The following is a 25,735-nucleotide window of genomic DNA, read 5'->3' as shown; positions in this document are numbered from 1 at the left end:
CAGTTGGTGATTTTGAACTTTTGCTTTGCCACGGAACGGTCTGCGTTGTCGGGAAGATGCGTGATCTGATCCTTCAACTTAGCAAAAGTTCGATTTATTCAACAAAGCCGATGGACAGCACCAGCAGAAAAATTTGGCATACTCTGTACTATTTTTTCTGTTCCGGTTTTCCTCTCTTTATTGCTTGTAAGTCGGCGCTCACTTGTTGTGTTTGCATCAAGACTGCGTTTTTTTCGTCAGTTAAATGATAAACAGGGCGCTCGATCAAACAATAGCGTTCATTTAAAACAGGTGGCAGTAAATAAGAAATTAATAACCGAATTACAACAAGCCCTGCGACACATTTACGGTAATTTCTGGCCCCGCAAACTCCGCATCCTGCTGATTACCGGCAGCATCGCCGACGTCGAACAGCTGACCCCAAAACTCACCCAGGAACTCTGGCAGGAAGACCGGGGGACATTGCTGCTGTGGGGCGGCGACCCGGCGGCACCGGTGGACGCCGCCTGGTTCGCCGCGCTGCGAAAGCTGCGCCGTCGCCCGGCGGACGGTATGGTGTGGGTGACCTCAGCTTTTGACTCTGTTCCCGGTGCGGATGGCGATATGCCCGCCGCATCACTCACTTCTGATGCGACGGATGCGCTGGCCCATGCCCTGAGCGGTCGTTATGAGGCCCTGGGCTGGCGGCTGCCGCTGTATGTCTGGTCGCTGCACGGGCGCGGCGGGGAACAGGCTGGCCGGACAACCCAGCCGGTGGGCTGCCTGCTGTCAGCGGGATGTGCGCCTGACGCGCTGGCCCGCCAGCTGAACGGGCTGATACCGGCGCTCACCGCGCAGGGCATTCAGCAGATTTGCGACAGACCGCAGCATCATTTTCTGCTCACCCTGGCCGACCAACTGACCCGCGGGCCGGAAAGCCTGACCGGTCCCCTGTCCGTGCTGCTTAATCCGTACCGTCCGCTGCCGCTGGCGGGGGTGGTGTTCAGCGCCCCCTCTGCCGGGGCGCAGCGCAGCGTTGCCCACCACTGGAGCCGGGATAACCGCTGGGACGCCATCCCGGAATCCCCGCTGGCGTTACCGGCAGGCCTGCGTGCGCGTAAACCGGGCGTCAGCGGGGCGCAGATGGCGGGCGTGAGCATTGCGGTGCTGATGGCGCTGTGGGCCGCCTCAATGACCGTCTCCTTTATCACTAACCGCAGCCAGGTGGCGCAGGCGCAGCAGCAGGTTCAGCCGCTTTCAGCGGAGAAACAGCCGCTGACGGTCCGTCTGCATGCCCTGTCTGAACTGCAGAAAACCCTTGCCCGGCTGGAATACCGGTCACAGCACGGAGCACCCTGGTACCTCCGCGCTGGCCTCAGCCAGAATGATGACCTGCTGGCGGCGCTTCTGCCGCGCTATGGCGAAAGCGCCTTACCGCTGCTGCGTGATGCGACGGCGCGCCATCTGGAAGGGCAACTGAACGCCTTTGTGCAGCTTCCGCCGGACAGTCCGCTTCGCGAGAAGAGGGCAAAAACGGCTTACGACCAGTTAAAACTGTACCTGATGCTCTCGCGCCCTGAGAGGATGGACGCGTCCTGGTTTGCCACCACGCTGATGCAGGACTGGTCGCAGCGCTCAGGCATCGCCGACGCCGTCTGGCAGGGCAGCGGCCCTTCGCTACTGGCATTTTACGCTGCCAGCCTGGCGTCGCATCCGCAGTGGCGTCTGCCTGTCGATGACGGTCTGGTCAGCCAGGCGCGCACACGGTTAATTCGCCAACTGGGCCAGCGCAACAGTGAGTCCACGCTTTATCAGAAGATGCTCGCGCAGGTGGCGAATCAGTATGCGGACTTGCACCTGGCGGACATGACCGGCGACACCGACGCGTCGCGCCTGTTCACCACCGATGAGGTGGTGCCGGGGATGTTTACCCGTCAGGCCTGGGAGCAGGCCGTACAGCCGGCCATTGAGAAAGTGGTCGCGGAACGCCGCGATGAAATGGACTGGGTGCTGAGCGACGCGAAGCAGCCTGCCGCGCAGTCGGCGTCGCCGGAAGCTTTGCGAGTCCGGCTGGCGGAGCGTTATTTCGCTGATTTCAGCGGCGCCTGGCTGGATTTTCTCAACAGCTTACGCTGGCAGCGCGTGGAGACCCTCTCCGATGCCATCGACCAGCTGACCCTGATGGCCGATGTGCGCCAGTCGCCGCTGGTGGCGCTGATGAACACCCTGAGCATGCAGGGGCGAACCGGCCAGACCGGGGAAGCTATTGCCGATTCGCTTGTCAAATCAGCGAAAAATCTGTTTAACCGCGACGGGCAGTCCGCCATCGACCAGCAGGGTGGCGTGCGCGGTCCTCTGGATGCCACCTTCGGGCCCGTACTGGCGCTGCTGGACAATCGCGACGGCGGGGCGTCCACCAGCCGTCTTAGCCTGCAGACCTTCCTGACCCGCGTCACCCAGGTGCGTCTGCGCCTGCAGCAGGTCACCAACGCCACCGACCCGCAGGCGATGACGCGCCTGCTTGCGCAGACGGTGTTCCAGGGCAAGGCTGTGGATCTAACCGAAACGCGCGACTACGGCAGCCTGGTGGCGGCGGGACTGGGCCAGCAGTGGAGTGGTTTTGGGCAGACGCTGTTTGTTCGCCCGATGGAGCAGGCCTGGCAGCAGGTGCTGACCCCGGCGGCGGAAAGTCTCAACGCCCAGTGGCGCAGCGCGGTGGTGGAGGACTGGAATAGCGCTTTTGGCGGTCGCTACCCCTTTAAAAATACCAGCAGTGAAGTTTCACTGCCGCTGCTGGCAAAATATCTCAATAGCGAGACCGGACGCATCGCCCGCTTTCTGCAGACCCGGCTGAACGGCGTGCTGCATAAAGAGGGGAGCCGCTGGATGGCGGACAGTATCAATGCCCAGGGGCTGACGTTTAACCCGGCCTTTCTGCAGGCGATGAATACCCTGAGCCATCTCTCCGACGTCGCGTTCGCCAACGGCGAAGCGGGATTGCATTTTGCGCTACGCCCCGGCACCGCGGATGGCGTGATGCAGACGGAGCTGGTCATCGACAGCCAGAAACTTGTCTACATGAACCAGATGCCGGCCTGGCGGCGGTTCAGCTGGCCCGCCGATACCGAAGCGCCGGGCGCCAGTCTGAGCTGGATCAGCACCCGGGCGGGCACCCGCCAGTATGCAGATCTTCAGGGGGCCTGGGGCTGGATCCGCCTGCTGGATAAGGCGGTGGTCAGCGCTTACCCCGGAACGAGCAGCAGCTGGAGCCTGAGCTGGAAAGCGCCGGATGGTCTGTCGCTGAACTACACCCTGCGCACCGAGTCGGGGGAAGGACCGCTGGCGCTGCTGGCCCTGCGAAACTTTACGCTACCGGAGACGATATTCAGCGTGCGCGCGCCTGCTGAGCGTGTTCCGCTGACCGACGATATACCCGGCGAAGAGGGATACTGAAACCGCCTCCCTCACTGATTGGCGTTGACCTGCGACGCCGGGCCGCCTCTGCTCATGGCCCCCGGCGGTAAACGAATCTGCCCGCGCAGCCATGCTGCGTGTCTCCCTGAAGACGAATAATGGAATAGTCATAATGGACGATTTAACCCTGCGATATTTTGACGCTGAAATGCGCTACCTGCGTGAGGCGGCAAAAGCGTTCGCGCAGGCTCACCCCGACCGGGCGGCGATGCTGGATCTCGATAAAGCCGGTACGCCGGACCCTTACGTTGAGCGCCTGTTTGAAGGCTTTGCCTTTTCCGTAGGTCGCTTGCGCGAAAAAATTGATGATGATCTGCCGGAGCTGACCGAGGGGCTGGTCAGCATGCTGTGGCCGCACTATTTGCGCACCATTCCGTCGTTATCGATCGTGGCGCTGACCCCAACGCTGCCGGCGATGAAGATGGTGGAAACGGTGCCCGCCGGGTTTGAAATAAGCTCCCGCCCACTGGGGCCGAAAAATACCGTGTGCCGGTACCGAACCACCCGCGATCTGACGCTTAATCCGCTGGCGATAGAGGAGGCGGTGATGACGGCGGAGCCGGACGGACGTTCGGTCCTGCGGCTACGCTTCACCTGTAGCGAGCTGGCAGACTGGTCGCAGACCGATCTCCGCCGCCTGCCGCTGTACCTGGGGGAAGACGCCGTTACCGGCAGCGCTCTTCATCTTTGGCTGACCCGACGCCAGGCCTCGCTGTACCTGCGCCTGCCAGGGCAGGCGGAGCGGGTAAGTCTGGACGGCTATTTTTCGCCGGGGGGATTTAGCGAGGAGGATCGTTTATGGCCGAAGGGGGAGAGCGCTTTCAGCGGCTATCAGTTGCTGCTCGAGTACTTCACCTTTCGCGAAAAATTTATGTTCGTGCAGCTAAATGGTCTGGAAAACATGACGCTACCGGCGGGGATAGCGCATTTCACGCTTGAGGTGGTGTTCAGCGAGGTCTGGCAAAGCGATTTGCCCGTCAGCGCAAGCAGCCTGCGCCTGCACTGTGTGCCGGTGATTAACCTGTTTACCCTTGAGGCTGACCCGTTAACCATCAGCGGGCTGGAGAGCGAATACCTCCTGCGTCCGAAGCGCCTGCAGGACGGGCATACCGAAATCTATTCTGTTGACAGCGTGACAGGCTCCGGGCGCACCGGGGAGGCACGCTATGTGCCTTTCACCAGCTTTCGTCACCAGGGCGGGATGATGCGTCGCCATGCGCCGGAACGCTACTACCACACCCGCGTCAAGCGGGGCGTCACCGGCATGCACGATACCTGGCTTATCCTCGGCGGGCAACAATGGGCGGCCGACCGGGCGCTGGAGCGGGAAACGGTCTCCTTGCGCATCACCGGCACTAACGGCCAGCTGCCGCGCCGGGCGCTACAGAGCACGCTGCTGGATCGCTGTGAGTCGATATCAGCCACGCCGCTTACCGTCCGTAATCTCTGTAAACCCACGCTGCCGGCATATCCCCCGGCGGAAGACCGCTACCACTGGCGGGTCATGAGCCATCTGGGCACCCGTTTTCTCAACATGATGAGCAGCGCCGAGGTGCTGCGCGGCACGCTGTCGCTCTACAACTGGCGGGAAGATGAGCTCAATAACCGCCGTCTGGACGCCATTCTGGCGGTCAGTCATCACCGAATTCAGCGTTTCGAGCAGGGCTTCCTGCTGCGCGGGCTGGATATCGAAGTGACGCTCGACGGCAGTGGATTTACCGGCGCGGGCGATGTCCATCTGTTTGGCGACATGCTCAACCGCTTTTTCGCATTGTATGCCGATATGAATCAGTTCATCCAGCTGACGCTCATTGTTCAACCTGAAGGGAAATGTATCCGGTGGAAAGAGAATCACAGTCTGCGCCTGCCCGGCTGATGGCGCAGCTCCGGCCTCAGTTGCCGTACATGAATTTTTACCGCTTCTGCCAGTTGCTGGAGGAGAACCATCCGAAGGCGCCGATCATCGGCAGCGGCTGGCTGGTGGGTGATGAACCCATACGCTTTCGCCCGCATCCGGGGATGGGCTTCCCGGCCGGCGAAATCCGTGGAATGGACGATCCTGACCCGCCCCGGCCGCCGGCGGTTCGCGTTGCTTTTATGGGTCTCTACGGCGTGGAATCCCCGCTACCGACCCACTATAGCGATGACATTGCGCAACGGCGGGAAGGCGTCGAGGCGACCGAGGATTTTCTCGATATCTTTAACCATCGGCTGATCGCCCAGTATTACCGTATCTGGCGCAAATATTCCTACCCGGCAACCTTTCGGGCGGGTGGCACGGACAACACCTCGCAGTATCTGCTGGGCCTGGCGGGGCTGGGTATACCGGGATGTGCCGCCGTTGCCGCAGCGCCGCTGTCGCGATTTCTGGCGCTGCTGCCGGTAATGATGCTGCCGGGGAGAACCGGGGAAGGCATGGAGGCGCTGGTGGCGCTCCTGGCCCCGGGGACCCGGGCGACGGTGTACCACCACGATCCCTGCCGGATCCCCTTGTCGCAGCCGTTAACGATGAGCATCCGCCAGCCGGTTAGCCTGCAACACAGGCCAGTGATGGGAACTCACGCTACGGATGTGAACGGTCAGGTGTTGCTGCAGCTGGCGACGGAAAAGCCTGATGAGGTCCGCGGCTGGCTGCCCGGCGGCGAACTGTTCAGCGACCTGATGGCGCTCCTGCACGTCTGGCTCGGATCTCATCTCGACGTGCGGCTGCAGCTTTGCGTCGCCCGCCATTTACTGCCGGATGCGCAACTTTGCTGCCAGCAGGCGCATGCCGTCCAGCTCGGGAGAACGGCTGTGCTGCAACCGCTGGATGCGCAGAAGCAGGCTGACGACAGGATCACGATTTATCTGGGGCGCTATCAGCGCGTCCGGGAAAACCTCCACCGCAGGGAGAGCGATGAAGATGGCGATTACCGCAGTTAAACCCTCCGCCACGTTACTGGCATTCCTCATGGTCACCCTCTTAACCGGCTGCGGCCTGACGCAGACCGTAAAAGACGGCGCCGTTTCCGTGACCCAGTCTATTTTTTACCCCCAGGTGAAAACGCTTCATCTGGATCTTCGCGCCCGGGAAGGCGTGAATAACAACGCCAAAGGCGCCTCCCTGGCGACGGTGGTGCGTATTTACCAGCTGAAGGACCGGCAGGCGTTTGACAATACTGACTACCCGTCGCTGTTTGCCGGCGATGGCCAGGCGCTGCAGGCGGACCGGGTGGCGGAAAAAGATATTCGCCTGCGTCCGGGCGAATCGGTGACCGTTGATATGCCCATGGAAACCAGCGCGCAGTTTGTGGCGGTGGCGGCCATGTTTATCGATCCAGACCTGACGCTAAATAGCTGGCGGCTGGTACTCACCCGGGACGATCTCGACCCGGCGAGACCGCGCATTATCGAAGCCAGCCAAAATCAACTGACGCTGCACCCACTTAAGGAGAAGTGAAATGCCTCGTCCCTCCCTGTACGACATCCTCTACGGCAATTTCGCCGGCGGGCTGGACCTGAACAACGTCAGCGAAACGGATCAGGTCATCCTGTCGGTGCTCGATAACATGCAGCGCATCCTCAACTGTCGGGCCGGAACGCTGGCGCATTTGCCGGACTACGGCCTGCCGGATATGACCGCTATCCTCCAGGGCATGCCGGCGTCGGCGCATCAGCTGATGAGTACGCTGTCGGCGGTGTTGCTGAAATACGAACCGCGCCTGCAGCGGATCGCGGTGGTGATGCTCGATCAGGATGCGCCCGGCGAACTGCGCTATGCCATTGATGCTGAGCTGAAGGATATCGGTCTGGTACGTTACGGCACAGAGTTTATGCCTGAAGGCAGGGTGCTGATCCGCCACCTTAAACGTCAGCAGTACCTTGACGCCCGCTCCGCCCTCTAATCTCTCGCTGAAAGACATCATGATGACAACACATAAAGACCGCCGCTATAAAACCGGTGGCGACCCACGCACGCTGGCTGATTTTATTGCCCTGCGTGCGGAAATGAACAAGCTCAGCCACCCGGCGCGGCCGGATATTAACTGGCCGTATGCCGAGCAGCTTGCCCGTGTGCTGCTGGAGCATCACGGCGCGGATCTGCAGACTGTCGCCTGGTATACGCTGGCCCGCGCCCGGCTGGACGGCCTGGCAGGGATCAACGAGGGGCTATCGCTGCTGGAAACGCTGCTGGCCCACCAGGGTAAAAACCTGTGGCCGCAGGCGCTCCCGGCCCGCACCGAGATCTTCCGCACCCTGAGCAAGCGGCTGCGGCAGGTGATCCGCACCCTGAACCTCACCCCGGACGATCTTGCGTCGCTTAGCCAGGCTGAGTGTTCGCTGCAAACCTTCGACGCGGTGCTCCAGCGCCTTGAGATCGCGCCTGAAAACCCGCTGAGTGACCTGCGGGCGCTGCTGCGCAGCACGGCAACCCGCTTCGAGAACCTCGACCCTGCGCCAGCGCCTCCCGTCGCGCCGCCGGTGGCGATGTCTGAGGCGTCACTTCCCGACGCTCTGGTCAGCGAAGAGGATGCTGCGGAGGCTGAGCCAGCGCGAGAACGACAACGTAGACCAGAGGCTGAGCCGCCGGCTCCATCTTCACCAGCAAAGCGGCCCGCGCCAGGGATAGCATCGACTCCGGTCGCCGCGTCGCGCTGGAAGCCATTTATCGCCGGAATGGTCACCATGCTGGCGGTGTCGGGCATCGCCGTCGGCGGATGGCTGGCGCTGCGCCAGACCGATTTGCCGCCGACTGTGATGACGCAACAGGCCGGGCCGCTAGCGGACCTCCCGGGGGCATCTCCCCACGCGCCGGTCGATCTGCGCCAGGCGCAGCGCCAGCTTGACGATCTCGCCCGCCTGGCGCCGGACTGGGCGATAAGCTACGGCGACCGGCTGGTCCAGCTGGCCCTGAGCCGCTGGCCGGAACAGGCAAAGCCCCTGGCACAGCAGTGGCAGCGGCAGCTAAGCGCTGCGGCATTGCCCGCGGAAAACCTCACCGGCTGGGCGGAGGGCATGCGTCAGCTGCAACGGCTTGCCGGTCAGCTCAATGCCCTCGACGAGCAGAAGGGGAAGTACCTGACGGTGAGCGAACTGAAAACGGCGGTGTTTGCCATCATTCAGTCGCTTAACCGCGCCGTTCCGCTGGAAGAGCAGCTGCGCGAGCTGGCCGCGCTCCCCGCAGGTCAACCCTGGCCAGCCGCCCGCGGCAGTCTCGCCGAACTGCATCTGCAACAGCTGATCGTGGAGTATGCCCTGCTGAAGCGAAAACAGCCGGCGCCACCGCCCGCTGCGCGACCCGCAACCGGTGGGCCTTCGGTGAGTGAGGCGGTGAAATAAAGTGTGCGCATGGCAACATTTTCTTTACATCATGATTGCAAGAACTCTACGCCCTTCGTAGTCTGAAAATGATTTAAATATACCGTTTAATTTTATATTGAAAATTTTATTTCGACCTCTGAGGGCATGCTATGAAGCACTGTAAAATCATCCTGTTAGTTGGCCTTCTGGCCAGTTCCGCTTCGGCATTGGCGGAGAAGATCGGCGTCTCGATGGCTTACTTCGATCAAAACTTTCTCACCATTATTCGTCAGTCCATTGAGAAAGAAGCTCATGCCCGCCAGGTCGAGGTGCAGTTCGAAGACGCCCGCGGCGACACCGGACGCCAGGCCGATCAGGTGCAGAGCTTCATTGCCTCCGGCGTGGACGCGATCATCGTTGACCCCGTGGACTCCGCCAGCACCCCGCAGCTGACGAAGATGGCGCAGCAGGCCAGGATGCCGCTGGTGTATGTGAACCGGACGCCGGGGGATAAAACGTTACCGCCTGGCGTGGTGTTTGTCGGTTCGGACGAGCGGGAGTCCGGCACATTGCAGATGGAAGCGCTGGCGAAGCTGGCGAACTACAAAGGCAACGTCGCCATCATGATTGGTAATCTCACCGATGCCGGCGCGCTGCAGCGCACCAGGGACGTAGAGCAGGTGGTGGCCAAATATCCGGCGATGAAAGTAGTGCAGAAACAGCCGGCCAACTATTCCCGCAGCGAGGGAATGGATCTGATGCAGAACTGGACAGGCAACGGGGAAGCGATTGATATTGTGGCGGCGAACAACGACGAGATGGCCATTGGCGCGGCGATGGCGCTGGAGAAGAGCCAGAAGAAGCTGCTGATCGGCGGCATCGACGCCACGCCGGATGGGCTGAAAGCGTTGGCCAGCGATAAGATCCAGGTAACGGTTTTCCAGGATGCCGTTGGTCAGGGCAAAACGGCCTTAGCGGTGGCGTTGAAGCTGATTAAAGGAGAAAAAGTCGAGTCCCATGTCTGGATCCCGTTTGAGTTAGTGACCAAAGAAAACATGCAGACCTATGTGGAAAAGAGTCATTAACGGCAAGGCAGAAATGTTCGAACTTTGCTGATAAAACCGGGCTGAGAATATGACGCCCGGGCAACGAAACCGGAGGAAAAGAGATGGCAACGGCAAAAAGCGGCTATACGCTGCAGGTGATAAAGGCAGGGCAGCAGGGGCATGTTGAAATGAGGTGGGGGCATCTCGCGGAAGTTGATACGCGCGTGGTGGCGGCGACCATCGCGCAGCATATCGGGCGACCCTCGTCTGCGGCGGATCCGCAGGAGATCAGCCTGTCGCTGACCAATGCCGCCAGCGGCATCTCGGTGGAGCTTCATCACCCGGCCTCAGGAGAAAGCGCCAGCCCGGCTTTTATTGAGGACGAGTTAAAAAAGATTGTGCAGATCGTTGATGGCTACGAGGCGGCAGAAGAGACCCATATCGTGGAGTAGCGCGCCGCCTTGCGCACACGAAAAAAATCCACGCCGGAGCGTGGATTTTTTATTACTCGATGGCGGCAGAAACGCCAGCCAGCGGGATTAGACGTTGAACAGGAAGTTCATCACATCGCCATCTTTCACGATGTAGTCTTTACCTTCAGCGCGCATTTTACCGGCTTCTTTCGCGCCCTGTTCGCCTTTGTAGGCGATAAAGTCTTCATAAGCGATGGTCTGCGCGCGGATAAAGCCTTTTTCGAAGTCGGTGTGGATCTTACCGGCTGCCTGCGGCGCGGTCGCCCCAACCGGGATGGTCCATGCGCGAACTTCTTTCACCCCAGCGGTGAAGTAGGTCTGCAGGTTCAGCAGGGCGTAGCCAGCGCGGATCACGCGGTTCAGGCCCGGTTCTTCGAGACCCAGCTCAGCCATAAACTCATCACGCTCTTCATCGTCCAGTTCGGCGATGTCCGCTTCAACCGCGGCGCACACCGGCACCACTACAGACCCTTCCTGCTCGGCGATAGCGCGAACCTGATCGAGGTACGGGTTGTTCTCGAAACCGTCTTCGTTGACGTTCGCGATGTACATGGTTGGCTTGAGGGTCAGGAAGCTCAGATAGCGGATGGCCTCTTTCTCTTCTTTGGTCAGATCCAGCGCGCGCAGCATACCGGCGTTTTCCAGCTGCGGCAGGCATTTCTCCAGCGCGGCCAGCTCAACTTTCGCGTCTTTATCGCCGCCTTTGGCTTTTTTGGAGACGCGGTGAATCGCGCGCTCGCAGGTATCAAGGTCAGACAGCGCCAGCTCGGTGTTGATAACGTCGATATCTTCCGCCGGGTTCACTTTACCTGCCACGTGAATGATATTGTCGTTTTCAAAGCAGCGAACCACATGGCCGATAGCTTCGGTTTCGCGGATGTTGGTCAGGAACTGGTTGCCGAGACCTTCGCCTTTGGACGCGCCTTTCACCAGGCCCGCGATATCAACGAACTCCATGGTGGTCGGCAGGATACGCTGCGGTTTGACGATTTCAGCCAGCTTGTCCAGACGCGGATCGGGCATCGGTACGACACCGGTGTTCGGCTCAATGGTACAGAAGGGGAAGTTGGCCGCTTCAATACCCGCTTTGGTGAGCGCATTGAACAGGGTGGATTTGCCGACGTTGGGCAAACCGACGATACCGCATTTGAATCCCATGATTTAAATCACCTTAATCTTTGGATAATCAATCTGTTATCAGGAACAGATTGCAGAAAATTGAATAGCTTTGCCTATTATACACGGTGCGCGGCAAAAATGCCGCACGACAACGGCTTATTGCGCCTTAAAGGCGTGTAAACGGTTGGTCGCTTTAGTGAGACCATCCTTTAACCAGATTTCCGTACAGCGCGCCGCTTCGTCGACGGCATCATCAATCAGTTTCTGCTCGCTGGCCGGTGGTTTGCCGAGGACAAAGCCGACAACCTTGTTTTTGTCGCCCGGATGGCCGATCCCGACGCGTAAGCGGTGAAAGTTCGGGTTATTGCCGAGCTTGCTGATGATGTCTTTCAGACCGTTGTGGCCGCCATGACCGCCTCCAAGTTTAAATTTCGCCACGCCCGGCGGCAAATCCAGCTCATCATGGGCAACCAGAATTTCGTCCGGGTTGATGCGATAAAAGGTCGCCATCGCGGCCACGGCTTTACCGCTAAGGTTCATAAAGGTGGTGGGCACCAGCAGGCGAACATCCTCGCCCGCCAGGTTGATGCGCGAGGTATAGCCGAAGAATTTGCTCTCTTCGCGCAGCGGCGCGCGATGGCGATCCGCCAGTAAATCCACATACCAGGCGCCAGCGTTGTGCCGGGTGGCGGCATATTCCGCACCGGGGTTGGCCAGGCCGACAATCAGTTTAATGGTCACGTTTTCTTTCCTGCATGGGGCATTCTCTGCCGCGTAGTGTACTGTCTGCGGGCGCGCTTGACAAAGTTCTGGCCTCGAGACAATACCAGCATTGATGATTTACTCTCTAAACCATTAGAATTTGATATTGTTCATAGGCTTATTTGTAAATTTTTGTTTATTTGCTGTTCACTAATGTGATCGTGGGCGCACTCCACAGAAGAGACCTTGTCTATACTACACCTATAAGATTTGGGGACATTCCCTGGCAACCCAAAGTCCGGAGGTGACACATGAAACGCAAAAACGCTTCGTTACTCGGTAACGTACTCATGGGGTTAGGGTTGGTGGTGATGGTTGTGGGGGTGGGTTACTCCATTCTGAACCAGCTTCCGCAGCTTAACCTGCCACAATTCTTTGCGCATGGCGCAATCTTAAGCATCTTCGTTGGTGCGGTGCTCTGGCTGGCCGGTGCCCGTATTGGCGGCCACGAGCAGGTCAGCGACCGCTACTGGTGGGTGCGCCACTACGATAAACGCTGCCGTCGTAATCAGCATCGCCACAGCTAACCGTAGCATGATCCCCCGCATCGGTCCCTGAGGGCCGATGCGTTTTACTGTACCTCTCGTTATCTCTTCTTCTTTTTCCCGCCATATGACGACCCCCATTCCGACCTGACCTTCGTGATGCTATGGTTGCCGCCAAAAGTGAATATCAAGCGCGTTTTTCGCTTGACCCTGACGTTACGTCAGGCAGCAGAGTAGCGGACCTGGCCACAGAGAGGAGCAGTCATGTTAATTCAGGTGGGAGAGCTGGCGAAGCGCGCCGGGCTGACGGTGCGTACGCTGCATCATTATGAACAGACGGGGCTGTTAACGCCCTCGGCCAGAAGCGAGGCGGGCTATCGGCTCTATAACCTGTCCGCGGTTCAGCGCCTGCATATGATCAAGGCGCTGGCGCAGACCGGGCTGACGCTCGCCACCATTAAGGACTATCTTGATCGGCGAACGCTGTCGCTGCCCGAACTGCTGACGCAGCAGATAGAGACGCTTAATGACCAACTGCGCGATGTCGGCAGGCTGCGCGACCGGCTGTTGGCGCTGCGCGAGGCGCTGGCGAGCGGCAATGAACCCGATCTGGAGTCCTGGCTACAGACGCTGGAGTTAATGAAAATGTACGATCGTTGGTTTAGTCAACAGGAGTTAGCCGTGCTGCCGTTTGCGGCACAGGATGAACAGCGCGCGCAGGCGTGGCGCGAGCTAACAGAGGAGGTGCAGACGCTGATGGCGAGCGGCTGCCCGACGGACAGTCCGCAGGCGATGAGTCTGGCGACGCGCTGGATGGAGCGCCTGGAGCAGGATACGGCCGGGCGCCCGGAGTTTCTGACCCGCCTGAACGAGATGCATGCCGCCGAGCCGCAAATGGTTGAACAGACCGGCGTCACCCCGGCCATCATTGCCTTTATCACCGAAGCCTTTGCCGAAAGCAAACTGGCCATCTGGGCGCGGTATCTCGACGACGAGGAGATGGCGTTCACCCGCCGGCACTACTTCGACCGGCTACAGGAGTGGCCAGCGCTGGTGGCGAAGCTGCATCAGGCGTGCCGTGAGGGCGTAGCGCCGGATTCGGCGTCGGGTCAGGCGCTGGCCCGGGCGTGGCTTGAGCTGTTTCAGTCCTACGCCGGCACCCGGCCGCAGACGCTGCAGAAGTTTCGTCAGGCAATGGAGCAGGAGCCGCATTTGATGAAGGGCACCTGGATGACGCCGGCGGTGCTGCGCTGGCTGCAGCAGGCGACCGGAGCCTTGATGCGGCAGGCGCAGGGGCCTGCCGCCGGGTGATCACAGGTCAGCCAGCGCGGCCTGACGATCGGGGTAGAAGCTCAGGCGTCCGGGCAGCGGCTTGACGCCGGCGCGCGCTAACGTGCGTAGCGGCTGAAATTCGAGGTTAGATACGCGCAACTCACAGCCTTCCGGCAGCTTGTTCACAAAGCGCTGGAAGGCATCCAGACCGCCGGCGTCGAGAACCGGCACCGCGTCCCACTTCAGCACCACGATGCGCTTGCCGGCGATCCGGGTCTCCAGGTCGTTGAATAGACCTTCGGCGGCGGCAAAGAACAGCGGACCGATCACCCGCAGCACCAGCACGTCGTCTGGCACTTCGACGTTGACCGGCGCCAGATGGGTCATGCGCGCAATACGGCGCATAAATAACAGCGAAGCCAGCACGATCCCGACGCTGATGGCGATCACCATATCAAACAGCACCGTCAGCGACATGCACATCAGCATCACCACAATGTCGTCCTTCGGCGCGTGGCGCAGCAGATTGATGACTTTATGCGCCTCGCTCATGTTCCATGCCACCATCAGCAGCAGGGCGGCCATCGCCGACAGCGGCAGCCAGGAGAGCAGCGGGGCGAGGATCAGCAGCGCCATGATCACCAGCAGGGCGTGGATCACGGCGGCGATCGGCGATGTGGCGCCGGCGCGGACGTTCGCCGCCGAGCGGGCAATCGCCGCGGTGGCGGTGATCCCGCCAAAGAACGGCGCAACGATGTTGCCCAGCCCCTGGCCAATCAGCTCGCTGTTGGCTTTATGTTTGGTACCGGTCATGCCGTCGAGCACCACCGCGCACAGCAGAGATTCAATAGCGCCAAGCATCGCCATGGAGAAAGCCGCGGGCAGCAGCGCCTGCAGCGAAGCCCAGCTCAGGGTAAAGTTGGAACCCGGCATATCCCAGGGCAGCACCAGCTGCGGCAGCAGCTGCGGAATGCCGTTGCCCTGAGTGCCGTCCGCCAGCTGATAGTGGAACTGCGAGCCGATCGTCGCCACATCGCCGCCGAGCAAGTTGACGACCAGCATCACCCCACAGCCGGCCAGCAGCGCCGGGAGGTGGCCCGGCAGACGGATACCCAGCCGCGGCCAAAGGATCAGGGTGCCGAGGGTGACGACGCCGATGGCGGCGTCCCCGACGTTAATGGTCGGCAGGGCCATCGCCAGCGCCGCCACTTTCTGCAGATAATGCTCCGGCACATGGGGCATCTGCAGGCCGAGGAAATCTTTAATCTGCATGGTGCCGATGGTGATACCGATCCCGGAGGTGAAGCCGAGGGTGACCGACAGCGGGATATATTCGATCAGGCGGCCAAAGCGCGCCAGGCCGAAAAGCATTAAAAAGATCCCCGACATCAGCGTCGCCACCAGCAGCCCCGCCAGGCCGAACTGCTGGGAAACCGGATAGAGGATCACCACAAAGGCGGCGGTCGGTCCGGAAACGCTAAAGCGCGACCCGCCGGTTAAGGCGATCACAATCCCTGCCACCGCTGAGGTATAGAGGCCGTACTGCGGCGGCACACCGCTGCCAATCGCCAGCGCCATCGCCAGCGGAATCGCAATAATCCCGACGGTGATCCCGGCGATCAGGTCGCGGGTAAAGCGGGCAGTGGTGTACTTTTCTTTCCAGCAAGCGTCGATGAGGGCGCGGAAAGGCATCACATGTGAGGAAAATAATCTGTTCACAATAATGTTTCATCCATGAGCGCATCATCTGTCAACTGAATGGCAGGTGAAGGAGGCATCGGTCATTGCCACATCATCCTTCGGGATGCCTCTGTATTGGCTGCGTTCATTTACCCTGGTCACGTACTGCCTGTACGCTCCCGGGGATTCATTCACTTGCCGCCTTGACGCATGCCGAATGATTTTGTGGAAGAATTAAAAATTCAGAGACAAAAAAACCCGCCGCAGCGGGTTTTTGTGCTCGGCTCGATTAATGTTCGAACATAGCAGAGATTGATTCTTCATTGCTGATACGGCGAATAGCTTCAGCCAGCATACCGGAGAGCGTCAGAGTACGCACTTTATCCAGCGCTTTAATTTCTGGTGCCAGCGGAATGGTATCGCAGACGACAAATTCATCGATCACAGAGTTTTTAATGTTCTGGATAGCGTTGCCGGAGAAGATCGGGTGCGTCGCGTAAGCGAATACGCGTTTCGCGCCGCGCTCTTTCAGCGCTTCTGCCGCTTTACACAGGGTGCCGCCGGTGTCGATCATATCGTCGACCATCACGCAGTCACGACCCGCGACGTCGCCGATGATATGCATCACCTGGGAGACGTTGGCGCGCGGACGGCGCTTGTCGATGATAGCCATATCGGTATCGTTCAGCAATTTAGCGATAGCGCGAGCACGAACCACGCCGCCGATGTCCGGAGAAACCACGATCGGGTTGTCCAGGTTCAGCTGCAGCATATCTTCCAGCAGGATTGGGCTGCCGAACACGTTATCAACTGGCACATCGAAGAAGCCCTGGATCTGTTCTGCGTGCAGGTCAACGGTCAGTACGCGGTCAACGCCGACGCTGGACAGGAAATCTGCCACCACTTTCGCGGTGATTGGCACACGAGCAGAACGAACACGACGGTCCTGACGAGCATAACCGAAGTAAGGGATAACGGCGGTGATACGACCTGCCGAAGCACGACGCAGAGCATCAACCATAACAACCAGTTCCATCAGGTTGTCATTGGTGGGAGCACAAGTGGACTGGATGATGAAAATATCACCACCGCGTACGTTTTCATTGATTTGTACGCTGACTTCGCCGTCGCTAAAACGACCTACAGCGGCGTCGCCAAGAGAAGTGTACAGGCGGTTGGCAATACGTTGTGCTAGTTCCGGGGTGGCGTTACCAGCAAAAAGCTTCATATCAGGCACGAGAAGAACCTCAGGCATGCGTCCAGTGGTGGATGAATGGGCCAATAATGTGCGGGCTGGCGCCATTCGATCCAGTCGGTGTATTTAAAGAGCACGATGCAACGTCTGGAACAGGGTGACGTTGTCACCGTAACTCAATTTCCCCGGCTGACTCATGAACGATGCGCCCTCACGGCGCAGGATTCAGAGCAGGGCCTGCTTGAGCGGCGAGAGGTTTACTCCGCGCGCCACAAAGCCATTTAGCCATGCCGGGGCAGTGTCCAGCACCTGACGGGCAGCGGATTCGGTGTTAAATTCAGCAAACACACAGGCCCCTGTGCCGGTCAGGCGTGACGGCGCATATTCTAACAGCCAGGAAAGCGCGGCATCAACCTCGCGAAAACGTTTTCTTGCGATAAGCTCGCAATCGTTGCTGAATTCACAATTTAATAACGTATTAATTGACCGGCGCGGGGTATTTCGTGGTAGCTCCGGGTCGCGAAAAATGATCGGCGTCGGAATACTGACGCCCGGATGGGCCACCAGGTACCATTTTTCCTCAGGCTCCACCGGCGTCAGAATTTCACCCACCCCCTCGGCAAAGGCGGCATGGCCGCGCACGAAGACCGGCACATCGGCCCCCAGCTGCAGGCCCAGGGTCGCCAGCTCATCTTCCGAGAGTCCGCAGCCCCAGAGATGGTTGAGCGCCACCAGCACGGTGGCGGCATTGGACGAGCCGCCCCCCAGGCCGCCGCCCATCGGCAGGCGCTTATCGATACTGATATCGGCGCCGCTGCCCGCCGGCAGGCGGCCGCTTTCGCCGGCGGCGCGCATCAGCAGACGCGCGGCGCGAACGATCAGATTTTCTTCGTCCGGCACCCCGGCCACCGGCGTCAGCAGGCGCAGTTCGCCGTCAGCGCGCGGTTCGATGGTCAGCGTATCGCCGTAGTCGAGGAACTGAAACAGCGTCTGCAGGATGTGGTAACCATCAGCCCGCTGGCCGGTGATATATAAAAAGAGATTCAGTTTTGCAGGTGAGGGCCAGCGGCTCATCATTTCACGATCCAGTTATCCATCTTCAGCTTGATGCGCTGGGCGCCATTGTTCAGCTCGACATTAGACGGCAGGGCTGGCTGGGTATCGCTGGTGTAGCCGCCGTAGGTGACGTGCCAGGTTTTGCCGTTTTGCGTGTAGTTCAGTTCACGCAGACGGTACCGATCGTCCAGCGAATAGTCGGTGGCGTCGCCCGGCAGGCCGATGATCCACTGGCGCAGGCTGTTCAGCGGGATCGGCATCCCGGTCAGGCGGCCAATCATCTCTTCGGCATCGGTGGCGGTGTAGGTCTGGCCTTTGTTGTCGATCAACTGCACGCTGCCAGGCTGCGCGGTCAGCGACAGCTCGGTGCTGCCCAGCGGGTTGGTCAGCAGCAGGCGATAGCGGTCCTGGCCGGTCTGCTGCCAGAAGAAGCGGGCATAGACTTTTTGCTCATCAGAGAGATAGGCAAACGCCCCGCGGGTCTGGAACTGGTTGAGGCTACGAACAGCCTGCTGGTGCTGGCGCCACTGCGGCGAATCCGGGCTTTTGCCAGGCCCCTCGGGGGCATGAACAGAACAAGCGGTCAGGACGAGGCTGGCCAGCGGCAGCAGGCGGAACAGTCGATTCATAATGATGACAAATCCTTGATGTCTACAGTGAAATCCGGCGGCAGGGGAACAGCGGGCCGATTTGTGTAGCAGGTTACATTTATAATCCTTAATGCTAGCGTCGCCGGGCGATAGCGTCTACGTTCAAGTTGTCTGAAATCAAAAAATTAACCTTAATGGCGGTCTTGCTTTGGCTATTACTCCAAAAGGGGAGCCTCTCTTTTATTGATTACGCGCATCCTGTATGATGCACTCAGACTAACCTTAGCAACGCTGGTACTACTCCCTCACAATGACCCTTTTAGCTCTTGGCATCAATCACAAAACAGCTCCGGTCGCCCTGCGAGAACGCGTCGCGTTTTCGCCGGAAACGCTCGATAAGGCGCTGGAGAGCTTGCTGGCTCAGCCGATGGTGCAGGGTGGGGTGGTGCTGTCGACCTGCAACCGTACGGAACTCTATCTCAGCGTCGAAGAGCAGGATAACCTGCAGGAAGCGCTGATCCGCTGGCTGTGCGATTACCACGGCCTCAATGAAGAAGACCTGCGTAAAAGCCTCTACTGGCACCAGGATAACGACGCCGTCAGCCATTTGATGCGCGTCGCCAGCGGCCTTGATTCGCTGGTGCTGGGCGAACCGCAGATCCTCGGTCAGGTGAAAAAAGCCTTCGCCGATTCCAGCCGCGGCCATCTTAACGTCAGCGAACTGGAGCGGATGTTCCAGAAATCGTTCTCGGTGGCCAAGCGCGTGCGTACCGAAACCGATATTGGCGCCAGCGCCGTTTCCGTCGCGTTCGCCGCCTGTACCCTGGCGCGGCAAATCTTTGAATCCCTGTCGAGCGTGACGGTGCTGCTGGTCGGCGCCGGTGAAACCATCGAACTGGTGGCGCGCCATCTTCGCGAACATCACGTGCGCAAAATGGTGATCGCCAACCGCACTCGTGAACGCGCCCAGGCGCTGGCGGAAGAAGTGGGCGCCGAGGTGATTGCCCTCAGCGATATCGACGAACGGCTGAAAGAGGCCGACATCATCATCAGCTCCACCGCCAGCCCGCTGCCGATCATCGGCAAAGGCATGGTGGAACGTGCGCTCAAGGCGCGGCGCAACCAGCCGATGCTGCTGGTGGATATCGCCGTCCCGCGCGACGTCGAACCGGAGGTCGGCAAACTGGCTAACGCTTACCTCTACAGCGTCGACGATCTGCAAAACATCATTCAGCATAACCTGGCGCAGCGTAAGGCCGCGGCGGTGCAGGCGGAATCGATCGTCGAGCAGGAGACCAGCGAATTTATGGCCTGGCTGCGCGCGCAGAGCGCCAGCGAGACCATTCGCGAATACCGTTCTCAGTCCGAGCAGGTCCGTGAGGAGCTGACGGCGAAGGCGCTGGCCGCGCTGGAGCAGGGCGGTGATGCCCAGGAAATTATGCAGGATCTGGCGCGTAAGCTCACCAACCGCCTGATCCACGCGCCAACCAAATCACTTCAGCAGGCCGCCCGTGACGGGGACGACGAACGCCTGCATATTCTGCGCAACAGCCTCGGGCTGGAATAGCGCACCTTTCTCTTATTTTCAGGACAGGGTGAATTCACGCCTATGAAGTCTTCTATTGTTGCCAAACTGGAAGCGTTGTACGAGCGCCACGAAGAAGTGCAGGCGCTGCTCGGCGATGCCGCGACGATTGCCGATCAGGATAAATTCCGCGCGCTGTCGCGGGAGTATGCTCAACTAAGCGATGTGGCGCGCTGCTATACCGACTGGCGTCAGGTGCAGGAGGATATTGAAACCGCGCAGATGATGCTCGACGATCCGGAAATGCGCGAAATGGCGCAGGAAGAGCTGCGCGACGCCAAAGATAAAGGCGAACAGCTGGAGCAACAGCTACAGGTCCTGCTCCTGCCGAAAGATCCTGATGACGAGCGTAACGCCTTCGTGGAAGTGCGCGCCGGGACCGGCGGCGACGAAGCGGCGCTGTTTGCCGGCGATCTGTTCCGCATGTACACCCGTTACGCGGAATCGCGCCGCTGGCAAGTGGAGATCCTCAGCGCCAACGAAGGTGAACACGGCGGCTTTAAAGAGGTGATCGCCAAGATCAGCGGCGACGGCGTTTATGGTCGGCTCAAATTTGAATCCGGCGGCCATCGCGTGCAGCGCGTGCCGGCCACCGAGTCGCAGGGGCGTATCCACACCTCCGCCTGTACGGTGGCGGTGATGCCGGAGCTGCCGGAGGCGGAAATGCCGGATATCAACCCGGCGGATCTGCGCATCGATACGTTCCGTTCCTCCGGCGCGGGCGGTCAGCACGTTAACACCACCGACTCGGCGATCCGTATTACCCACCTGCCCACCGGCATCGTGGTGGAGTGTCAGGACGAACGTTCCCAGCATAAAAACAAAGCCAAGGCGCTGTCGGTGCTGGGGGCGCGGATCCGCGCCGCCGAAGTGGCCAAGCGTCAGCAGGCGGAAGCCTCAACGCGCCGCAACCTGCTGGGCAGCGGCGACCGCAGCGATCGCAACCGTACCTACAACTTCCCGCAGGGCCGCGTGACCGACCACCGCATCAACCTGACCCTTTACCGTCTCGATGAGGCGATGGAGGGCAAACTCGACATGCTGATTGAGCCGATTGTCCAGGAACACCAGGCCGATCAGCTGGCGGCGCTGTCCGAGCAGGAATGATGACCTTTCAGGCCTGGCTGCAGCAGGCAATCGCCCGCCTGGCGGAGAGCGACAGTCCGCGACGCGACGCCGAGATCCTGCTGGGACACGTCACCGGTCGGGCGCGCACCTGGATCCTGGCCTTCGGCGAAACGACGCTGTCCGCCGACGAGGCGACGACGCTGGAGGCGCTCCTGCAGCGACGCCAGCGCGGGGAGCCCATCGCCCATCTGGTCGGGCAGCGGGAGTTCTGGTCGCTGCCGCTGTTTGTCTCCCCGGCGACGCTGATCCCCCGCCCGGATACCGAATGTCTGGTGGAGCAGGCGCTGGCGCGTCTGCCCGTCGCGCCGTGCCGTATTCTCGACCTCGGCACCGGGACCGGCGCCATTGCCCTGGCGCTGGCCAGCGAACGTCCTGACTGTGAAGTGATCGCGGTGGACGTGATGCCGGACGCCGTGGCGCTGGCGTTGCGTAATGCCGCCCATCTGGGCATTGCTAACGTGACGATACGGCAAAGCGACTGGTTCAGTGCGCTGGCCGGGCAGCGCTTCGCCATGATCGTCAGCAATCCCCCCTATATCGACGCCGCCGACCCGCATCTTGCCGAAGGCGATGTGCGTTATGAGCCGTTGACGGCGCTGGTGGCAGGCGACCAGGGGCTGGCCGATCTGGCGCAGATTATCCGCGAGGGGCGGCAGTATCTGCAGCCCGGCGGCTGGATGCTGCTGGAGCATGGCTGGACCCAGGGCGAAGCGGTACGCGCCCTGTTCCGCGAGGCGGGCTATCTGGATGTCGCGACCTGCCGCGACTATGGCGACAATGAGCGTCTGACCCTCGGACGTTTACCCGACATGGAGAACGTTGGCTGATGAACTTATTCACGGCTGTCCTCTACCTGCACATCGCCAGCGTGGTGGTGTCGGTAGGATTGTTCGTTTTACGTTACTGGTGGATGTATCACCAGAGCCCGCTGCTGAACCAGCGGTGGGTGCGAATTGCGCCGCACTGCAGCGATACGCTGCTGTTTCTCAGCGGTGCGGGATTAATGGCGATAACGCACTACCTGCCGTTCACAGAAGACGGCGCATGGCTGACTGAAAAGCTGTTTGGCGTTATCATTTACATCGCATTAGGTTTTATCGCGCTGGGCCGTCGTCGTCCGCGCAGCCAGCAGAGCCGCTTTATCGCGTTCCTGCTGGCGCTGGTGGTGTTGTTTATCATCATTCAACTCGCCATCACAAGAATACCGATACTGGGGTAGGTCATGGGGTCATTAGCGGATTTCGAATTTAACAAAGCGCCATTGTGTGATGGCATGGTCCTCATTTCTGAACAGGTCCGCGACGATTTTCCGACGCGTTTTGTCGAGGAAGAGCTGCAGCGGCTGCTGCGCCTCGCGCAGGAGGAGATTGCGCCTTCGTGGGACCAGGAACGCCAGATAGAACGCCTGCTGGCGCTGTTTTACGAGGAGTGGGGCTTTGGCGCCTCGCAGGGCGTTTATCGTCTATCCGACGCGCTATGGCTCGATAAAGTGCTGGTCAACCGCCAGGGGAGCGCGGTGTCATTAGGCGCGATCCTGCTGTGGATCGCCCAGCGCCTGGGGCTGCCGGTGGTGCCGGTGATCTTCCCGACCCAGATGCTGCTGCGCGCGGACCCGGAAACCAGCGAAGAGATGTGGCTGATTAATCCGTTCAACGGCGAAACCCTCGACGAACATACCCTGGAGGTATGGCTGAAGGGCAACATCGGGCCGGTGGCGGAACTGTTTAATGAAGATCTCGACGAAGCGGATAACGCCGAGGTGATCCGCAAGCTGCTGGACACCCTGAAGTCGGCGCTGATGGAAGAGCGGCAGATGGAGCTGGCCCTGCGCGCCAGCGAAGCGCTGCTGCAGTTTAACCCGGAAGATCCGTATGAGATCCGCGACCGCGGGCTGATATACGCCCAGCTGGATTGCGATCACGTGGCGCTGCTGGACCTGAGCTATTTTGGCGAACAGTGTCCGGAGGATCCGATCAGCGAGATGATCCGCGCACAAATCAACACGATTTCGCACAAACAAATTACATTGCATTAGTCTGGAACCATTCCGGTTACACCCTGATAAGGCGAATTTATGAAACAAAAAGTGGTTAGCATTGGTGATATCAACGTAGCGAACGACCTGCCGTTCGTGCTGTTCGGCGGGATGAACGTGCTGGAGTCACGCGATCTGGCGATGCGCATCTGCGAACATTACGTCACCGTTACGCAGAAGCTTGGCATCCCCTACGTCTTCAAAGCCTCCTTTGATAAAGCCAACCGTTCCTCCATTCACTCCTATCGTGGGCCGGGTCTGGAAGAAGGGATGAAGATTTTCCAGGAGCTGAAGCAGACCTTTGGCGTGAAAATCATCACCGACGTTCATGAAGCCAGCCAGGCGCAGCCGGTGGCTGACGTCGTGGACGTGATCCAGCTTCCCGCCTTCCTCGCGCGCCAGACTGACCTGGTGGAAGCGATGGCCAAAACCGGAGCGGTGATCAACGTCAAGAAACCGCAGTTCGTTAGCCCGGGCCAGATGGGCAACATCGTCGATAAATTCATCGAAGGTGGTAACGACAAAGTGATCCTCTGCGACCGCGGCGCGAACTTCGGTTACGACAACCTGGTGGTGGATATGCTCGGCTTCGGCGTGATGAAGAAAGCCTCCAACAACTCGCCGGTTATTTTCGATGTCACCCACGCGCTGCAGTGCCGCGACCCGTTTGGCGCTGCCTCCGGCGGTCGCCGCGCGCAGGTGAGCGAGCTGGCCCGCGCTGGCATGGCGGTGGGCATCGCCGGTCTGTTTATCGAAGCGCATCCGGATCCGGACCACGCGAAATGCGACGGCCCGTCCGCGCTGCCGCTGGATAAACTGGAGCCGTTCCTCAAGCAGATGAAAGCGATTGACGATCTGGTGAAAAGCTTCGACGAGCTGGATACCAGCAAGTAAGCCTGACCGCATCACTGAAAAAGCCTGCCGGCGTCAAAACCGGCAGGCTTTTTTTTCGCCCGGACTCCGCCGGACGGGCAAGCGGGGTCAGGCGAAAATGGTCATCAGGTAGGCGGCGAACAGCGCCAGATGGGCCGCGCCGTTCAGCACATTGGTGCGTCCGGTGGAAAAGGAGATATGACACAGCACCAGCGAAGCGACCATCACCACCATCTCCGGCGCGCCAAGGCCAAAGCGCAGCTCATTGCCGGTCAGGAAGGCGATGAGGGTGACCACCGGGACCGTCAGCGAGATGGTGGCCAGCACGGAGCCGAAGAACAGGTTCATCGCCCGCTGTACCTGATTGTTGAGCACCGCTTTGAGCGCGCCAAGGCCTTCCGGCGACAGGATCAGCAAGGCCACGAGGAAGCCGGTGAAGGCCACCGGGGCATCCATGCTGGTCAACAGCGTTTCCAACGGGTTGGCGTTCATTTTAGTGACGGCGATCACCGCCACAAGGTGCACCAGCAGCCAGGCGGTATGCCACCCGCTGCTGTGGGCGGACGGTTTACCGTGGTGCGGGTCGTCATCATCGCCGTCGTCTTCATGCTCATACACAAACAGACTCTGATGGGTTTTGGTCTGAATAAGCAGGAAAACGCCGTACATGGCCGCCGAAATCACCGCCACCAGCAGCGATTGCCCGGTGCTGAAGTTCGCGCCCGGCAGCGCCATGGGAAACACCAGCACGATAATCGCCAGCGGAAACAGGGCGATAAGATACTGCTTAATGCCGAACAGATTCATATATTGGGTGGCGAATTTACGCCCGCCCAGCAGCAGGGAAAAACCGACCAGACCGCCGGTGACGATCATAATGATGGAGTAGAGCGTATCACGCATCAGGGTCGGCGCGGCGTCGCCGGTGGCCATCAACGCGGAGATCAGACTGACCTCAAGGATAACCACCGACAGGCTGAGAATCAGGGAGCCGTAGGGTTCGCCCAGGCGGTGGGCGAGGACGTCGGCGTGGCGGACCACGCTGAAGGCGCTGCTTAAAATACCGACCAGCGCGAGGATATTAATCGCGATAACCACTGGCAGTGACTGGCTGCTGCCCCAGAAAAACAGCACTGCCAGCGCCAGCACCGGAAAGACGAGGGAAGACTCCTTATGGCGGGTTTTTACCGCCTCATGTGCATGGGTCATGAACCATCTCCATTTATGCAGGTGTTATAATTATAAAAACGCAGGGCGATAAAGTAACAGATTTTGCTAAATTTATGCTGTATTTTTACTTAAGTTTACGGGTATCGAGAGATATCTTGATTAGTTTATTATAATTTGCGATTACGTTATTTTTATACTTACTATTCAGATAATTACTAAAATTCATTTTTAACTCATCATCGGCTTGATAGCCTGCCGCCTGCGTTCCAGACTTAAATTTTATGCTCAAACAGGAGGTCATTATGCCCTATAACAGTAAACAAGAGCTCCCCGACAGCGTTCAGCATGTTCTGCCTGCTCATGCGCAGGAAATTTATAAAGAAGCGTTTAACAGCGCCTGGGATCAATATAAAGATAAAGACGAGCGGCGCGATGACGCCAGCCGTGAAGAGACGGCGCACAAAGTCGCCTGGGCGGCGGTGAAGAACAGCTACGAGAAAGGCGATGACGATAAGTGGCATAAGAAAAAATAA

At 59.7% G+C, this 25,735-nt stretch carries 25 protein-coding genes; 17 read left to right on the top strand and 8 right to left on the bottom strand.

Going from position 1 to position 25,735, the window contains the following annotated elements; genetic code table 11:
• Window positions 1–77, bottom strand: a 77-nt coding sequence (locus AC6CWS_RS19910) for a hypothetical protein (RefSeq protein WP_224261798.1), incomplete at its 3' end; no start/stop codon positions are given.
• A gap of 19 nt (window positions 78–96) precedes the next feature.
• On the opposite strand from AC6CWS_RS19910, the gene AC6CWS_RS19905 reads away from it, so the two are divergent.
• From AC6CWS_RS19905 to AC6CWS_RS19870, 8 genes are all read left to right on the top strand, one after another.
• Window positions 97–3,432, top strand: a complete 3,336-nt coding sequence (locus tag AC6CWS_RS19905) for an ImcF-related family protein (RefSeq protein WP_416054756.1) — start codon at window positions 97–99, stop codon at window positions 3,430–3,432.
• Window positions 3,433–3,565: 133 nt separating this feature from the next.
• Window positions 3,566–5,329, top strand: a complete 1,764-nt coding sequence (tssF, locus tag AC6CWS_RS19900; protein ID WP_065881249.1) for a type VI secretion system baseplate subunit TssF — start codon at window positions 3,566–3,568, stop codon at window positions 5,327–5,329.
• Window positions 5,330–5,358: 29 nt separating this feature from the next.
• A complete protein-coding gene (tssG, locus tag AC6CWS_RS19895; RefSeq protein ID WP_074442566.1) occupies window positions 5,359–6,375 on the top strand; it encodes a type VI secretion system baseplate subunit TssG in 1,017 nt (338 codons plus the stop codon).
• Window positions 6,356–6,892 carry a type VI secretion system lipoprotein TssJ gene (gene tssJ / locus AC6CWS_RS19890; protein WP_171996943.1) on the top strand — a complete coding sequence of 179 codons (537 nt, stop codon included), beginning with the start codon at window positions 6,356–6,358 and terminating at the stop codon, window positions 6,890–6,892. Before tssG ends, tssJ begins: the two co-directional genes overlap by 20 nt.
• 1 nt (window position 6,893) lies before the next feature.
• Entirely contained in the window at window positions 6,894–7,337 is a 444-nt protein-coding gene (gene tssE, locus AC6CWS_RS19885) for a type VI secretion system baseplate subunit TssE (RefSeq protein WP_048297773.1), read from the top strand.
• Window positions 7,338–7,356: 19 nt separating this feature from the next.
• On the top strand, window positions 7,357–8,772 hold the full coding sequence (locus AC6CWS_RS19880; RefSeq protein ID WP_065881254.1) for a VasL domain-containing protein: 1,416 nt from the start codon (window positions 7,357–7,359) through the stop codon (window positions 8,770–8,772).
• Between the two features lie 131 nt (window positions 8,773–8,903).
• Window positions 8,904–9,818 (top strand): sugar ABC transporter substrate-binding protein, encoded by a 915-nt coding sequence (locus AC6CWS_RS19875; RefSeq protein WP_023290154.1) that lies wholly within the window; start codon window positions 8,904–8,906, stop codon window positions 9,816–9,818.
• Between the two features lie 83 nt (window positions 9,819–9,901).
• Window positions 9,902–10,231: a DUF1869 domain-containing protein gene (locus tag AC6CWS_RS19870; RefSeq protein WP_065881256.1), complete on the top strand. Its 330-nt coding sequence runs from the start codon at window positions 9,902–9,904 to the stop codon at window positions 10,229–10,231.
• 87 nt (window positions 10,232–10,318) lie between these two features.
• On the opposite strand, the gene ychF is transcribed toward AC6CWS_RS19870, so the two are convergent.
• Together ychF and pth are read right to left on the bottom strand one after the other, a co-directional pair.
• Window positions 10,319–11,410: a redox-regulated ATPase YchF gene (ychF, locus tag AC6CWS_RS19865; protein ID WP_002910443.1), complete on the bottom strand. Its 1,092-nt coding sequence runs from the start codon at window positions 11,408–11,410 to the stop codon at window positions 10,319–10,321.
• 117 nt (window positions 11,411–11,527) lie between these two features.
• Window positions 11,528–12,112: an aminoacyl-tRNA hydrolase gene (gene pth / locus AC6CWS_RS19860; protein ID WP_004180389.1), complete on the bottom strand. Its 585-nt coding sequence runs from the start codon at window positions 12,110–12,112 to the stop codon at window positions 11,528–11,530.
• A gap of 272 nt (window positions 12,113–12,384) precedes the next feature.
• Here pth and ychH point away from each other — a divergent pair, with 272 nt between their 5' ends.
• On the top strand, window positions 12,385–12,660 hold the full coding sequence (gene ychH, locus AC6CWS_RS19855) for a stress-induced protein YchH (RefSeq protein ID WP_002910437.1): 276 nt from the start codon (window positions 12,385–12,387) through the stop codon (window positions 12,658–12,660).
• A gap of 222 nt (window positions 12,661–12,882) precedes the next feature.
• The gene (locus AC6CWS_RS19850) at window positions 12,883–13,929 is read left to right on the top strand and encodes a MerR family transcriptional regulator (RefSeq protein WP_065881258.1); all 1,047 of its coding nucleotides are present in this window, start codon (window positions 12,883–12,885) and stop codon (window positions 13,927–13,929) included.
• Here AC6CWS_RS19850 and dauA read toward each other — a convergent pair whose 3' ends face one another.
• The 4 genes from dauA to lolB all read right to left on the bottom strand — a co-directional run bounded on the left by dauA (window position 13,930) and on the right by lolB (window position 18,450).
• Window positions 13,930–15,609, bottom strand: coding sequence for a C4-dicarboxylic acid transporter DauA (gene dauA / locus AC6CWS_RS19845; protein WP_064157472.1), 1,680 nt, complete (start codon window positions 15,607–15,609; stop codon window positions 13,930–13,932).
• A gap of 250 nt (window positions 15,610–15,859) precedes the next feature.
• The gene (gene prs, locus AC6CWS_RS19840) at window positions 15,860–16,807 is read right to left on the bottom strand and encodes a ribose-phosphate diphosphokinase (protein ID WP_002910407.1); all 948 of its coding nucleotides are present in this window, start codon (window positions 16,805–16,807) and stop codon (window positions 15,860–15,862) included.
• Between the two features lie 183 nt (window positions 16,808–16,990).
• Complete coding sequence (gene ispE / locus AC6CWS_RS19835) at window positions 16,991–17,839, bottom strand: 4-(cytidine 5'-diphospho)-2-C-methyl-D-erythritol kinase (protein WP_074442567.1); 849 nt, start codon at window positions 17,837–17,839, stop codon at window positions 16,991–16,993.
• Window positions 17,839–18,450 (bottom strand): lipoprotein insertase outer membrane protein LolB, encoded by a 612-nt coding sequence (gene lolB, locus AC6CWS_RS19830; protein ID WP_065881262.1) that lies wholly within the window; start codon window positions 18,448–18,450, stop codon window positions 17,839–17,841. The genes ispE and lolB overlap by 1 nt, the downstream gene beginning before the upstream one ends.
• A 271-nt stretch (window positions 18,451–18,721) precedes the next feature.
• Between lolB and hemA the strand changes: the two genes are divergently transcribed.
• Genes hemA through kdsA form a run of 6 tightly spaced genes read left to right on the top strand, consistent with a single transcriptional unit; the run spans window position 18,722 to window position 24,053 of the window.
• On the top strand, window positions 18,722–19,978 hold the full coding sequence (gene hemA / locus AC6CWS_RS19825; protein WP_023290148.1) for a glutamyl-tRNA reductase: 1,257 nt from the start codon (window positions 18,722–18,724) through the stop codon (window positions 19,976–19,978).
• A gap of 42 nt (window positions 19,979–20,020) precedes the next feature.
• Entirely contained in the window at window positions 20,021–21,103 is a 1,083-nt protein-coding gene (gene prfA / locus AC6CWS_RS19820) for a peptide chain release factor 1 (RefSeq protein WP_004203214.1), read from the top strand.
• Window positions 21,103–21,951 (top strand): peptide chain release factor N(5)-glutamine methyltransferase, encoded by an 849-nt coding sequence (prmC, locus tag AC6CWS_RS19815; protein ID WP_065881263.1) that lies wholly within the window; start codon window positions 21,103–21,105, stop codon window positions 21,949–21,951. The genes prfA and prmC overlap by 1 nt, the downstream gene beginning before the upstream one ends.
• A complete protein-coding gene (gene sirB2 / locus AC6CWS_RS19810) occupies window positions 21,951–22,343 on the top strand; it encodes an invasion regulator SirB2 (RefSeq protein ID WP_008804389.1) in 393 nt (130 codons plus the stop codon). Before prmC ends, sirB2 begins: the two co-directional genes overlap by 1 nt.
• A gap of 3 nt (window positions 22,344–22,346) precedes the next feature.
• On the top strand, window positions 22,347–23,159 hold the full coding sequence (gene sirB1, locus AC6CWS_RS19805; protein ID WP_498256433.1) for an invasion regulator SirB1: 813 nt from the start codon (window positions 22,347–22,349) through the stop codon (window positions 23,157–23,159).
• Between the two features lie 39 nt (window positions 23,160–23,198).
• Window positions 23,199–24,053, top strand: coding sequence for a 3-deoxy-8-phosphooctulonate synthase (kdsA, locus tag AC6CWS_RS19800; RefSeq protein ID WP_002910393.1), 855 nt, complete (start codon window positions 23,199–23,201; stop codon window positions 24,051–24,053).
• An 87-nt stretch (window positions 24,054–24,140) separates the two neighbouring features.
• On the opposite strand, the gene chaA is transcribed toward kdsA, so the two are convergent.
• Window positions 24,141–25,241, bottom strand: coding sequence for a sodium-potassium/proton antiporter ChaA (gene chaA, locus AC6CWS_RS19795; RefSeq protein ID WP_065881264.1), 1,101 nt, complete (start codon window positions 25,239–25,241; stop codon window positions 24,141–24,143).
• Between the two features lie 263 nt (window positions 25,242–25,504).
• On the opposite strand from chaA, the gene chaB reads away from it, so the two are divergent.
• Window positions 25,505–25,735: a putative cation transport regulator ChaB gene (gene chaB, locus AC6CWS_RS19790; protein ID WP_023290145.1), complete on the top strand. Its 231-nt coding sequence runs from the start codon at window positions 25,505–25,507 to the stop codon at window positions 25,733–25,735.

This window comes from Klebsiella sp. M041 (assembly GCF_059759695.1).
The sequence above is the reverse complement of the archived record's forward strand: the minus strand, read 5'-3'. Positions and strand labels throughout refer to the sequence as shown.